Here is a 12,224-nt window from a genome sequence, read left to right as displayed (position 1 = left end):
CTACGCGTTGTGCGCATAATGGGCACTTAGTGCAATCGGTTATCGTTTTCATTCGATGCTGGTCGTGCTGGGAGGTTCCATGCTCAGGTTGCGCCGGTGGCTCCGCCTGGTCGCCGCCATGTCCGCCGTCCCGCTCGTGGCGGGCTGCTTCGGGGCTGCCGGTCAGTCCACTGAGGATGGTCGGCTGAGCGTGGTGATGCTGCTGCCGCCGCGCGCCGCGCTCAACCCGTTCACCGACGACGCGTTCAAGCTCTCCCGGCTCGGGATCGCCGAGACGCTGATCAACCTCGACCCGGAGGGCGGGCCGTTGCCCGGGCTGGCGGTGTCGTGGGAACGGCGGGACGAGTTCGAGTGGAGCTTCCAGCTCCGGCCCGGGGTCGTGTTCCACGACGGGTCGCCGCTGACCGCCGAGGTGGTGGTGGACTCGCTGGGCCGCGCGACCCGGGCGCGGCCCAAGCCGCGCATCCTCGACGGGGTCGACATGCAGGTCCGCGCGGACGGCCCGGACCGGGTGGCGGTGCGGACCGCGGAGCCGGATCCCCTGGTGCCGCAACGGTTGTCCAGCCCGCAGCTGAGCATCCTGGCGTCCAGCGCCTACGGCCCGGACGGCCTCCCCGACCCGACCCGGGCGGGCAGCGGGCCGTTCGTGCTGACCGAGCTGCGCGGTGCTGACGGCGCCCGCCTGGACCGGTACGACGGGTACTGGGACGGCAAGGCGCAGGCCAGCGGGCTCGACGTGCACTTCGTGCCGGACGGCACCGCGCGCACCGCCGCGCTGCGCACCGGCGACGCCGACGTGGTCGAGGCGATCCCGGCCTCGCAGGCCGGACTGCTGGACCCGAACACCGTCCGGGCGGTGCCGATGCCGCGGACCAACACCCTGTACCTCAACACCCGGCCGGGGTCGGTGCTCGGCGACCCCGGACTGCGCTCGGCGGTGCGGGAGGCGGTGGACCGCCAGCCCCTGGTGGGCGGGCCCTACGAGGGCCAGGCCGATCTGGCCCGGGGCCTGCTCGGACCGGCGCTGCCGTGGTCGGGCCAGCGCCCCGAACCGGCCGCCCCGGCACCGCCGGTGGACCCCGCGGGCCGCAAGATCACGCTGGCGACATTCAGCGACCGGGCCGAGCTGCCCGAGGTCGCCGCGATCCTGGAGCAGCAGCTGGAACGCGCCGGGTTCCAGGTCGAGCTGGTCGTGCGCGAGTACTCGCAGATCGAGGCCGACGCCCTGAGCGGGCAGTTCGACGCGTTCGTCCTGTCGCGCGCCACCGTGCTGGACTCCGGCGACCCCGTCGCCTACCTGCAGAGCGACTTCTCCTGCGACGGCGGGTTCAACATCTCCGGGCTCTGCGACCCCGCGGTGGACGCCGCGCTGACCGAGGCCGCCGCGGAAGGCGACCTGGCCGTCCGGCGGCAGAAGATCCTCCTGGCGGAGCGGGAGGTCCTGCGCACCGGCGCGGCGGTGCCGCTGCTGCACGAGCGGGTCTTCCAGGGCAACGCGCCCGGCGTCGAAGGTGCCGCCTTCGACCCGCGCGAGCGGTTGCTGGTCCTGCCGGGCACGCGGGCGGACTGATGGGCTCGATGTTCCGCCCGGCCGCGCTGGCGTCCCGGTTCGCGGCGGTCGCCGCCCTGGTCCTGGTGGTCGGGATGCTCCCGTGGTTGTCCGGGGGCGATCCCGCGCTGAGCGTGCTGCGGGCGCGCTCGGCCGAGCGCGATCCGGACCCGGAAGCGCTGGCGGCGATCCGCGACCAGCTCGGCCTCGACGCCGGACCGCTGGTGCTGCTCGGCCGGTGGCTGACCGGGCTGGCGTCCGGCGACGCCGGGACCTCCTGGGTGTCGGGGAAACCGGTGCTGCCCGGCGTGCTCGCCGGGCTCGGGGTGTCGCTGACCTTGATGGCCGGGGCGATCGTGGTGGCCGTCCTGGTCGCGGGCGCGCTGGTGGCGCCGACCTTGGCCGCGGCGTCGCGGGGGAGGCCGCGCTCGGCCAGCGGTGCGGTGGCCGCGATGCTGACCGCGGTGCCGGAGTTCCTGCTCGCCTCGGTGCTGCTGATCGTCTTCGCGGTGTGGCTGCGCTGGGCTCCGCCCTTCGGCTGGGAAGGGCCGGAGAACCTGGTGCTGCCCGCCATCGCCATGGGCGTGCCCGCCGGTGGGCTGCTCGGCCGGTTGCTCGACGACGCGCTCCCGGCGGCGGCCGGGGAGCAGTGGACGACGACCTGGACCGTCCTCGGGGTGGGGCGCGCCCGCATCGCCGGTGGCGTGCTGCGGCGCAGCCTGCCCGCGCTGCTGCCGCAGCTCGCGCTGGTGGTCGTCGGACTGGTCGGCGGTGCCGTGGCGGTGGAGGAGCTGTTCGCGATCCCGGGCATCGGCCGGATGGCGCTCGGCGCGGCCGTCGCCCAAGACCTGCCGCTGCTCCAGGCATGCCTGCTGGTGTTGCTGCTGACCGGGTTCGCGGCGAGCGCGGTCAGCGCGGCATTGCACCTGCTGCTGATGGGAAGAGCGCTGCGGGGAACGACGCTGCCGGTGGCGCAGCGCGCAGCGGCCGGTCCGGGGCGGCTCGCGCGGGTGTTGCCCGTCGTGTTCGCCTCGGCGCTGATCCTGCTGGTCGCGGTCGGGCTGTTCCGCGATCCCACCGCCGTCGACGTGAGCCTGCGCTTGGCCGCACCGTCGTGGGAGCGGCCGCTGGGAGCCGATGCGCTGGGCCGGGACATGCTCGCGAGGGTGGCGCACGGAGCGCTCCGCACCGCGCTGGTCGCCTTGCTGGTCACCGCCGTGGCGCTGGTTCTCGGCCTGGGCCTGGGTTTCCTGCCGCGGCTCAGCGGTGGTCCGGTGGAAGTGCTCAACGCGATGCCACCGGTACTGGCCGGGTTGATCACCGCGGCCGTGCTGGGCCCGAGCACCGCAGGTGCCGCCGTCGCAGTGGTGCTCGTGGCGTGGGCGCCGTTGGCGGCGCACACGACCGCGCTGGTGCGCGAGGAGCGCGCGGCCACGCACGTCCAGGCCTCCCGCGTGGCCGGGGGAGACCGCAGCTGGATCTTGCGCGCGCACGTCCTGCCCGCCGTCTTCCCGCCGGTGTTCCGCCACGCGCTGCTCAGGTTGCCCGGCACCGCGCTCGCCCTGGCATCGCTGGGTTTCCTGGGCCTGGGCGCGCAACCGCCTGAGCCGGAGTGGGGACTGGTGCTGTCCGAAGCGATGCCCTACGTGGAACGTGCGCCTTGGGCGGCTTTGGCGCCGACAGCCGCGCTCGCGCTGCTGGGTGCGCTCGCGGTGTCCACCTCTTCGCTCGGGCGGCGGATCGCGGTGGGAGGTTGACCGTGCGGACTGGTGAACCGCTGCTGGAGGTCGGCGGACTGCGCGTCGAGCTGGGCGGGCGCCCGGTGGTCGCTGACGTCGACCTCCGCATCGCCGCCGGTGACCGGGTCGGGCTGATCGGCGAGTCCGGGGCGGGCAAGTCGATGATCGCCGCGGCGATCACGGGAGTGCTCCCGGAAGGAGCGCGCACCAGCGGCAGCGTCCGGCTGGACGGCCGTGAACTGCTCGGCGCACCGCACCGGCAGCTGGCCGAGGTGCGCGGACGGCGGCTGGCGATGGTCGGTCAGGACGCGCTGACCGCGCTGAACCCCTTGGTGCGGGTGGGAAAGCAGCTCGCACTGCCGCTGCGGCGGCGCGGGTTGGCGCGCGCGGAGATCGCGGCGGAGTCCGCCGCGATGCTGCGGTCGGTGGGCATGACCGACGTCGAGCGGATCCTGCGGTCCCGCCCCGGACAGCTCTCCGGCGGTCAGCGCCAGCGGATCCTCATCGCGATGGCCCTGGCCTGCAGCCCGGGACTGCTCATCGCCGACGAACCGACGACTGCGCTGGACGTCACGGTCCAGCAGGAGGTCCTCGCGGTGCTGGACCGGCTGACCCGCGCGGGCGACCCGCCACCGGCGCTGCTGTTCATCAGCCACGACCTGCCGGTCGTCGCCCGCTCCTGCGAGCGGGTGGCCGTGCTCAGGGGCGGCCGCGTCGTCGAGCACGGCCCGGTCGGCGACGTGCTCACCGCACCGGAACACCCCTACACGCGCGAGCTGCTGGCCGCCGCGCGCCTGACCGCCTGGCCCGAGGAGCTGGTGCCGTGACCGAGGTGTTGTTCGAGGCGACCGGGCTGACCCGCCGGTACCGGCAGTGCACCGCTGTCGACGACGTCGACCTGGCGGTCCGCGCTGGTGCCGCGCTGGGGATCGTCGGCGAATCCGGGTCGGGCAAGTCCACCTTGCTCCGGATGCTGCTGGCGCTGGAGGAACCGGATTCCGGCGCGGTCCGCTACCGGGGGCACGAGTTGCGCGCGGGCGATGCCGGGAAGCTGCGGTGGTTCCGCCGCGAGGTGCAGGCGGTCTTCCAGGACCCGCGCGGTTCGCTGAATCCGAGGTGGACGGTCGGCCGCAGCATCGCCGAACCGCTGGGGTGCCTGGGCCTCGACGGCGACCACGCGGAGCGGGTGACCGAGGTGCTGGCGGACGTGGGCCTGGAGCCCGACGTCGCCGACCGCCACCCGCACGAGTTCTCCGGCGGGCAGTGCCAGCGGATCGCGCTGGCGCGGGCGATCGCACCCGGCCCGCGCGTGCTGATCGGCGACGAACCGGTCAGCGCGGTGGACATCTCCACCCGCGCCCAGGTGCTGGAGCTGCTGGGCCGCCTGGTGCGGGAGCGGGAGCTGACGCTGATCTTCGTCTCGCACGACCTCGGCGTCGTGCGGCACCTGTGCGACGACGTGGTGATCTTCCGCGCTGGTCGCGCGGTGGAGCGGGGCCCAGCGGCGGAGGTGCTCACCACCCCGTCGCAGCCCTACACGAGGAGGCTGGTCGACTCCGTGCCCCGGATGCCGGTGTGATCTGTCAGTGCTCGTCGTAGTGGTCGCCGTGCGCGGCGTGGCGGTGCCCGTCGTGGAGGTAGTCGACGTGGTCGCCGTGCGGCACGGCGACGTGGCCGCACCCCTCGCCGTGGGCGTGCTCGTGGGCGTCGTGCGCGGTGTGGCCCTGGGGCTCGCACTCGTCGTAGTGGTCGTCGTGCCAGCGGTGCAGGTGCCCGTCGTGCACGTAGTCGACGTGGTCGCCGTGCGGCACGGCGACGTGGCCACAACCCTCGCGGTGGGTGTGGTCGTGGCCGGTGTGCTGCTGGTGCGCCGCGGTCATCAATGCCTCCGGGTGGATGCGCAGTTCCGGCTGTTCGGTCCAAGCGTAGGCACAGGTCGCCGCAGGTGCAGGGAGCTGGAGCGGCTACCCCTCGGGGAAGACCGGCCGCAGCACGTCGTCCGGCAGCCCGCGGCGCTTCCACTCCCGGGGGTAGCCGACCGAGACCTCCTCGAAGCGGACCCCGTCGTGGAAGGTCGTGCGGGGGATGTGCAGGTGCCCGTAGACCACCGCCGCCGCGCGGTGGCGCAGGTGCCAGTCCGCCGTGCGCACGGTTCCGCACCACTGCGCGAACTCCGGGTACCACAGGACGTCCGTGGGCTCGCGCACCAGCGGGTAGTGGTTGACCAGGACGGTCGGCAGCTCCGGGTCGCACTCGGCCAGCCGCCGCTCGCTGTATTCCAGCCGGGCCCGGCACCACGCATCGCGCGTCGGGTGCGGATCGGGGTGCAGCAGGTATTCGTCGGTGCACACCACCCCCGCCTCGTGGGCGATGCCGAGCCCCTCCTCCTTGGTCGACGCGCCCTCCGGGAAGAACGTGTAGTCGTACAGCACGAACAGCGGGACGACGGTGACCGGGCCGCCCCGGCCGGTCCAGACGGGGAACTCGTCCTCCGGCGTGACGACCCCGAGGTCGCGGCAGCGCCGCACCAGCTCGCGGTAGCGCGCTTCGCCGCGCAGCTGCAGCGGGTCCTTGGCCGTGGTCCACAGGTCGTGGTTGCCCGGCACCCACACGACCTTGGCGAACCGCTCGGCGAGCAGGCCGAGCGCCCACTCGATCTGGTCGGCGCGTTCCGCGACGTCCCCGGCCACCAGCAGCCAGTCCTGGTCGGAGCGGGGGCGCAGCTTGCGGACGATGTCGGCGTTCTCGCTCATCGCCACGTGCAGGTCGCTGATGGCCAGGAGCTCACCGGTTGAGGGGCGCATGTGTCCGGACCGTATCCGATCTCGTCCGTGAACGGTGGTCCGCCGGGGGAGGTTTCAGGATGTGGCCGCGAGGTGGCGCGCGGCGACCAGGGCCCCGTCGGTTCGCACCGCGGCCGCGGTCGCCGCGGCGCGGTCGGCGACATCGGGTTCGAGGACCCGGCTGAGCGCCGTGATCAGCTCGTCCTGCGCGGTCCCGATCCCGAGCTGGCTCACGCGGTCGGCCCAGTAGTGCTGGTCGTAGACCCGGGGGAGCAGGACCTGGGGCGCACCGGCCCGGGCGGCCGTGGTGGTGGTCCCGGCGCCGCCGTGGTGCACCACCGCCGCGACCCGCTGGAACAGCGCCCGGTGGTTGGTGTCGCCGATCGAGATGCAGTCCGCCCCGCCATCGGGCGGCGACAGCTCCGCCCAGCCGCGGGAGACGATCGCGCGGCGCCCGAGCGCGCGAGCCGCCTCGACCATCTCCCGGTCGATGTCCTCCGCCGCCGCGCTGCGGCTGCCGAGTCCGAAGTAGACGGGAGGCTCACCGGCGTCGAGGAAGGACTCCAGCTCGGCCGGGAGCGGGCGTTCGTCCGGCAGGAGCCACGCGCCGGTCTGGAGCACGCCCGGATCGCCGGGGACCGGCCACGGGCCCAGCACCGGGTCGGCGGCCAGCCACGGACGGTCGGTGAGGACGTGATCGCGCACCTCGGTGACCGGTGGCAGGCCGACCGCCGAGCGGTGGGCGTTGAGCGCGGGGCCCCAGACGTCGTTCCAGAGCTGCTCGTCGCGCACCCAGCGCTCGCGGTTGTCACCGCGCTCGTCGGTCGGCCATCCCGGCCACGCGGCGGGCGCGTGGTGCGGGGAGGGCAGGGTGACCGGGCAGTAGTGGACGTGCACGTAGTCGATCCCCGCGAGTTCGGCGACCGATCGCGCCGCGACCTGCAGCGCCCCGCACGCCACGAGCACGTCGCGGTCCCGGGCCGCCGCGGGCAGCGCGTCGAACTGGGCGGCCACCGCGTCTTCGGCCGCCCGCTTCCGCCCCTCGGGCGTGGACAGGTCCCACGAGCCCGCGCGGCCGGGGCGCATCCGCCGCCCCACCGGGACCGACGGGATGCCCAGGCCCTCGATCCAGTCGTGGAAGTCCGGCGGGGCGCAGACCCGGACGTCCTGGCCGAGGGCGCGCAGCTGCAGCGCCAGCGCGACCACCGGCTGGACCTCCCCGCGCGACCCGATCGTCGACAGCAGCACCCGCACTCGGCACCTCCACCGCGAACTGAATTCGCCACGAAGCAACTGCGCGACGCAGTAATTGCGCCGCGCAGGTTACTTGGGCTAGCGTCCGCACCGCAACCCCGGAACGAGAGGACATCCAGGTGGGAAGTGCGGTCGACGCGGTGCTGGCGGCCCTGCCGGACTGGGGCAACGCCACGTCGCAGCTCAACGCCGAGATCGCCAAGCGGATGGGCGTCACGCTCAGCGATCTGGACTGCCTGCACGCGCTCAACACGCACGGACCGGCCACCGCCGCGGAGCTGGCCAAGCACGTCGGGCTGACCTCGGGCTCGGTGTCGCGCATGATCGACCGGCTGGACGAGGCCGGGTGCATCGCGCGGGTCCGCGACCCCGGCGACCGGCGCAAGGTGCTCATCGAGGCCACCGCCGAGGGGGTGGACCGGCTGCGCGCCTACTACGCGGAACTCGCCGGTTCCACCGCGGACGACCTGGTCGACTTCACCGAGGCCGAGCTCGCCGCGATCCTGCGCTTCATCGACCTGGTGCGCGGCAGGACGACGGCCGAGCTCGCGCGCCTGCGCAGCGCGCAGCCCGGCCGGTGATCCCGGTCAGCCGGTGGCCGGGCAGGGGAGCGGGACCAGCGAGGTGACCGGGCGGGCGCGCCGCGCGCAGTACCAGACCACGTCCGGGTCCACCGCGCCGTCGGCGTCGACCCGCAGGATCGCCACCGGATCCTGGTCAGCGACGGGTCCAGCCCGGGCCACGGTTCGCAGCGCTGGTGGCTCCACGCCGCGTACCCGGTGGTCAGCGCGGCCAGCAGGGCGATCACCGCGACCACCGAGGTCACGCGGCGCGACCACCACGCAGCGCGCCGATCAACCCCGGCGCCCACCGCAGCCACAGCGGCAGGTCCTGGGGGCGCCGCTCCAGCGCGTCGAGCGCCCCCGACATCCGCTGGTCGATGCCGCGCTCCCGCAACTGCCTGCGCAGCAGCCGCGGGGTGTTCTCGCCCCCGACCCGCACGTCGTGCGCCATCGGCCACACGGCCAATGACAGCCGGGGGAACCGCAACCGCCCGCTGCGGGAGTTGCGGGCCTGGGCGAGCTCGTGGGCGATGTCGACCAGCAGGTCCCGGACCTGCTGGACGTCGGCGTGCGCGGGCTCGGACACCCGCTCCGGCCCGGCGTCGCGCGGAAGCCGGATCGGGCCCTCCAGCTCCACCAGCGCGTGCGGCACGCGGTGCGGCCTGGCCTCGTCGAGCCGCTGCGAGATCGCCCGCAGCAGGTTCTCGTGCTCCTCCGGCCGGACCAGGCACACCATCGGCAGGTCGGCGCGGTCGCGCGGCCGCTCGGCGTACAGCGAGCTGATCAGGTCCAGCGTGTCGCGCACGCCGTCGAAGGACGGCAGCTCACCGCTCTCGCGCATGGTCGGCGCACCTCCTCGTGCGTGGCTGCCGCAGCGTAGCGGCCCGCGACCGGGGAGGTTCCCGGATCGGGCCAGCATCCACCGCGCGGAGCAGCGACCTGCGCCGACCGGAGTCCACTGTGGTCGGTGGAGGGAGGCTTGATCAAGAGTGTCGGGGGTCGCCAGTACGGTCCTCACGTCCGGTCACCGCGGCTGGACGTCCCCCGGTTCACAGGAGATCGTGTGTTGCAAGAGTGGGAGCGGTCGAGCACGACGCGGGTGGTCCCGCCCGCCCGGCCGCGCAAGCTGGCCAAGGTCCCGTTCGCGGAGCTGGCGGACGGCCGCCTGCAGGGTGTGGTGTCCAGCGGCTCGGACATCGAGCGGGTCTACGTCTCGTCGGTGGCCGCCGGGAGCTACGCGTTCACCTGCAGCACCAACAACAACCGGCCCTGCGGCGGCGCGCGCGGCTCGTTCTGCAACCACATCCGCGCCCTGCTGGCCGAAGCGGTGCTGCAGTACGGCGGCGAGCGGGTCGCCCGCTACCTCAAGGTCGAGGTCACCGACGAGGAACCGACCGCGCAGGCCATCACCGAGGCCATGACCGCGACCAGGCCGGAGCAGGGCGACGCCAGCACCGCCGCACCGGTGTTCAGCCGGTTCCTGCGCCACCTCGCCTACCTGGAGCTGCCGCCGACCACCGCGCCGCTGCCGGAGATGCAGTGGTTCCCGCCGACCAGGGCGGTGGTGTGATGCGCGCCGATCTGCTGGCCGAACCCGTCGCGGGCCTCGACGAAGCCCTGGCAGCCGTCGACGCCTTCGACCGCGCCCTCACCGGCGGCCTGCTGCGCCCCGATGCCGGTGACCTGGCCGAGCTCGCCGGAGCCGTGGCCGCGACACCGCTGGCCGAGGCGGTCGCGGAAGTGGCCGACAAGGCGGTGGCCGGAGCCGCTGGCGAGGACCACTTCACCGCCCTCGCCGCCGCGCGCACCGCGCTGCTCGGCTCCGCTCACGACGCGCTGATGAGCCGCATCGCGGAGGCGACCGGCCGGGCCGAAAGCGGCGAAACCGCCACCGCCCCGAGCGATTCGCCGCCGGTGAACCTGCTGGCCGCGGCTCGCTCCTGGCTCTGCGATCTGGCGCGATCCGGTTGGCGCGGTATCGACCACGACCTGGTGTCCGGGGCGGCGCAGGTCGTCTCCGCGATGCTGCCGGACCCGGCGCTGCGTCGCTTGGCGGCGCTGCTCGACGGCTTCTCAGCCGAACTCGCCGCGTCCTGCCCGGGCGCGGCCCTGGAACGTGTCCCGGAGCGCCGCTGGGCGGACCTGTGGTCGCGCGCGATGCTGCTGACGGTGCCCGGGGCCGCCGAGGTGCCGGTGACAGGCACGGCGACCGGTCGCGTCCTGCCGCTGGGCGTCGACGTGCAGGAGCACGCGACCGCCGTGCAGGCGCAGGTCCACGCGGTGTTCGAGCCCGCTGACGGGGGTGAGCCCCGCCTGGTGCGGGCCAGCGCGTCGGTGTCCAAACCGGACACCGTGGTCGGGGCCGGTCTGTGGCAGCTGCTCCGCCCGCACCTGTCGCTGCTGTCCGCGGTCGGCGAAGGCCTGTCGATGGACCTCGCCGAGATGCCGATCACCGCCGAGGGCGACCTGATCTGGAGCGACGAGCACGCTCGTAACGGCGAACCGGCGGACGCCTTCGCCACCGCCCGGGTGGCCCTGCAGTCCGCGACGGCGCCGACCACCGCACCCCTGGACCGGCACCCGGCGCGCATCGCCGTACCGGTCTTCCTGGAGGGCTACACCGTGCGATCCGACGACGACGGGCTGACGTTCACCGTCGCCGAGCACGAGCTGGCGGTCGACGCCGACCGCATCCCCACCGCCAGCCCGCTCACCGCCGAAGCGGTCGCGGCGTCGAACGCCTGCATCGGCCTGCTCCGGTGGGACGCCGGGAGCTTCCACCTGCAGCCCCTCGCGGTCGAGACCACCAAGCGGAAGAAGGCCGTCGCGGTCCACGCCGGGGCCTGGGCCGGGGGCACGACCGACAAAGCCGGTGCCAAAGCGGAGAAGGCCGCCACCGACGCCGCGAAGGTGCTGCGCGAGCGCGCGGGGAGGTTGCTGCGGAAATGACCGAGGAGACCGCCCACGACAACCGCCGCCAGCTGCTGTACTGGCGGCTGCTGGCCCGGCTCTTCGACCGCGAGGAGCAGGCGGGCCTGGAGTCGGCGAGCCTGGCCGTCGTCGAGGACGTCGGCCTGCCACCCGCGCTGCTGGACCCGTGGACCTCGGTCGACTCGCTCGTGCAGCGCCACCCCGAGCTGGCCGCGGAGTTCGACGGCCTGATGATCCCCGAGTCCACATCGGACGGAGATCGGGACCGGGCCGCCGAGGTGCGGCGCGCGGCGCTGGTGTCGAAGGTGCTGCTCAACGTCTTCGACACCGGGCCCGGCGCGGTCACCGCCGAGCAGCTGTCGCGCTGGCAGTCCGACGCGGGCTGGCTGGAGCGGGCGCTGGGCTGCCAACCGGGCGGTCTGCGCGGCGGTCGCGGCCCGAGCCCGACCGGCACCGGCGGCGGCACGACACCCGACCTCGGGCGGCTGATCCCGGAGATCGGCCCGGAACTCGGTGCCGTCGAAGCGGACCTGGTGGACCGGATGCACCTGCGCGAGGTGCTGGCCGATCCCGACCTCGCCGCGCAGCTGACCCCGAGCATGTCGCTGGTCGAGCAGCTGCTGCGGGACAAGGACGACCTGTCCGGGGTGGCGCTGGCCAACGCCAAGGACCTGATCCGGCGGTTCGTCGACGAGGTCGCCGAGGTGCTGCGCACCCAGGTGGAGAAGGCGCCGGTGGGCGAGCTGGACCGGTCCGTGCCGCCGAAGCGGGTGTTCCGCAACCTCGACCTCGACCGCACGATCTGGAAGAACCTCACCAACTGGGACCCGGAGGAGGAGCGGCTCTACGTCGACCGCCTCTTCTACCGCCGCACCGCCCGCAAGACGACGCCGCAGCGGCTGATCGTCGTGGTCGACCAGTCCGGGTCGATGGTCGACTCGATGGTGAACTGCACCATTCTCGCATCGATCTTCGCCGGGCTGCCGAAGGTGGACGTGCACCTGATCGCCTACGACACCCGGGCGCTCGACCTCACGCCGTGGGTGCACGACCCGTTCGAGGCCCTGCTGCGCACCCAGCTCGGCGGCGGCACCAACGGCGAGGTCGCCATGGCGCTGGCCCGGCCGAAGATCGCCGAACCGCGCAACACCGCGGTGGTGTGGATCTCCGACTTCTACGAGTGGTCGGCCGAACCGCTGTTCAACAGCATGGCCGCCATCCACCGCTCCGGCGCCAAGTTCATCCCGGTCGGTTCGGTGACCAGCTCCGGTCGCGGCAGCGTCAACCCGTGGTTCCGGCAGCGCTTCAAGGACCTGGGCGCACCGGTGATCTCCGGCCACATCCGCAAGCTCGTCCACGAGCTCAAGACGTTCCTGGCGTGAAGCCAGCCCACCACCGAGAAAGG

General features: G+C 73.8%; 12 protein-coding genes. 8 read left to right on the top strand and 4 right to left on the bottom strand.

Annotated features, from left to right (window positions below; genetic code table 11):
- Nucleotides 1-79 precede the first annotated feature (79 nt).
- From F1721_RS22380 to F1721_RS22365, 4 genes are read left to right on the top strand one after another with little or no spacing between them, the layout of a single operon-like run.
- Complete coding sequence (locus F1721_RS22380) at nt 80-1,570, top strand: ABC transporter substrate-binding protein (RefSeq protein ID WP_150068707.1); 1,491 nt, start codon at nt 80-82, stop codon at nt 1,568-1,570.
- Nucleotides 1,570-3,306, top strand: a complete 1,737-nt coding sequence (locus F1721_RS22375; RefSeq protein WP_246155244.1) for an ABC transporter permease subunit — start codon at nt 1,570-1,572, stop codon at nt 3,304-3,306. The genes F1721_RS22380 and F1721_RS22375 overlap by 1 nt, the downstream gene beginning before the upstream one ends.
- 2 nt (nt 3,307-3,308) lie before the next feature.
- On the top strand, nt 3,309-4,115 hold the full coding sequence (locus F1721_RS22370) for an ABC transporter ATP-binding protein (protein WP_150068706.1): 807 nt from the start codon (nt 3,309-3,311) through the stop codon (nt 4,113-4,115).
- On the top strand, nt 4,112-4,867 hold the full coding sequence (locus F1721_RS22365; protein ID WP_150068705.1) for an ABC transporter ATP-binding protein: 756 nt from the start codon (nt 4,112-4,114) through the stop codon (nt 4,865-4,867). Before F1721_RS22370 ends, F1721_RS22365 begins: the two co-directional genes overlap by 4 nt.
- A gap of 4 nt (nt 4,868-4,871) precedes the next feature.
- Here the strand turns inward: F1721_RS22365 and F1721_RS22360 are convergent, their stop codons facing one another.
- From F1721_RS22360 to F1721_RS22350, 3 genes are all read right to left on the bottom strand, one after another.
- Nucleotides 4,872-5,168, bottom strand: coding sequence for a hypothetical protein (locus F1721_RS22360; RefSeq protein WP_150068704.1), 297 nt, complete (start codon nt 5,166-5,168; stop codon nt 4,872-4,874).
- Nucleotides 5,169-5,252: 84 nt separating this feature from the next.
- Nucleotides 5,253-6,092: a metallophosphoesterase family protein gene (locus tag F1721_RS22355; RefSeq protein ID WP_150068703.1), complete on the bottom strand. Its 840-nt coding sequence runs from the start codon at nt 6,090-6,092 to the stop codon at nt 5,253-5,255.
- Nucleotides 6,093-6,146: 54 nt separating this feature from the next.
- Nucleotides 6,147-7,325: a glycosyltransferase gene (locus F1721_RS22350; protein WP_150068702.1), complete on the bottom strand. Its 1,179-nt coding sequence runs from the start codon at nt 7,323-7,325 to the stop codon at nt 6,147-6,149.
- A gap of 119 nt (nt 7,326-7,444) precedes the next feature.
- Between F1721_RS22350 and F1721_RS22345 the strand changes: the two genes are divergently transcribed.
- Nucleotides 7,445-7,906: a MarR family winged helix-turn-helix transcriptional regulator gene (locus tag F1721_RS22345; RefSeq protein WP_246155243.1), complete on the top strand. Its 462-nt coding sequence runs from the start codon at nt 7,445-7,447 to the stop codon at nt 7,904-7,906.
- A gap of 241 nt (nt 7,907-8,147) precedes the next feature.
- Here the strand turns inward: F1721_RS22345 and F1721_RS22340 are convergent, their stop codons facing one another.
- A complete protein-coding gene (locus F1721_RS22340; protein ID WP_150068701.1) occupies nt 8,148-8,729 on the bottom strand; it encodes a hypothetical protein in 582 nt (193 codons plus the stop codon).
- A gap of 222 nt (nt 8,730-8,951) precedes the next feature.
- Between F1721_RS22340 and F1721_RS22335 the strand changes: the two genes are divergently transcribed.
- Genes F1721_RS22335 through F1721_RS35395 form a run of 3 tightly spaced genes read left to right on the top strand, consistent with a single transcriptional unit; the run spans nt 8,952 to nt 12,201 of the window.
- On the top strand, nt 8,952-9,458 hold the full coding sequence (locus F1721_RS22335) for a hypothetical protein (RefSeq protein WP_246155242.1): 507 nt from the start codon (nt 8,952-8,954) through the stop codon (nt 9,456-9,458).
- Nucleotides 9,428-10,837: a hypothetical protein gene (locus tag F1721_RS22330; protein ID WP_150068700.1), complete on the top strand. Its 1,410-nt coding sequence runs from the start codon at nt 9,428-9,430 to the stop codon at nt 10,835-10,837. Before F1721_RS22335 ends, F1721_RS22330 begins: the two co-directional genes overlap by 31 nt.
- On the top strand, nt 10,834-12,201 hold the full coding sequence (locus F1721_RS35395; protein ID WP_150068699.1) for a VWA domain-containing protein: 1,368 nt from the start codon (nt 10,834-10,836) through the stop codon (nt 12,199-12,201). The genes F1721_RS22330 and F1721_RS35395 overlap by 4 nt, the downstream gene beginning before the upstream one ends.
- Nucleotides 12,202-12,224 lie beyond the last annotated feature (23 nt).

It is taken from the genome of Saccharopolyspora hirsuta (genome assembly GCF_008630535.1).
Lineage (GTDB): Bacteria > Actinomycetota > Actinomycetes > Mycobacteriales > Pseudonocardiaceae > Saccharopolyspora > Saccharopolyspora hirsuta.
Note: the sequence above shows the minus strand (reverse complement) of the source record. Positions and strands in the feature narration are given on the sequence as shown.

What these genes read in the sequence shown, in the direction of transcription:
- F1721_RS22380 (WP_150068707.1), top strand. Translation starts at nt 80, where the DNA reads ATGCTCAGGTTGCGCCGGTGGCTCCGCCTGGTCGCCGCCATGTCCGCC.
- F1721_RS22375 (WP_246155244.1), top strand. Translation starts at nt 1,570, where the DNA reads ATGGGCTCGATGTTCCGCCCGGCCGCGCTGGCGTCCCGGTTCGCGGCG.
- F1721_RS22360 (WP_150068704.1), bottom strand. Translation starts at nt 5,168, where the DNA reads ATGACCGCGGCGCACCAGCAGCACACCGGCCACGACCACACCCACCGC.
- F1721_RS22355 (WP_150068703.1), bottom strand. Translation starts at nt 6,092, where the DNA reads ATGCGCCCCTCAACCGGTGAGCTCCTGGCCATCAGCGACCTGCACGTG.
- F1721_RS22340 (WP_150068701.1), bottom strand. Translation starts at nt 8,729, where the DNA reads ATGCGCGAGAGCGGTGAGCTGCCGTCCTTCGACGGCGTGCGCGACACG.
- F1721_RS35395 (WP_150068699.1), top strand. Translation starts at nt 10,834, where the DNA reads ATGACCGAGGAGACCGCCCACGACAACCGCCGCCAGCTGCTGTACTGG.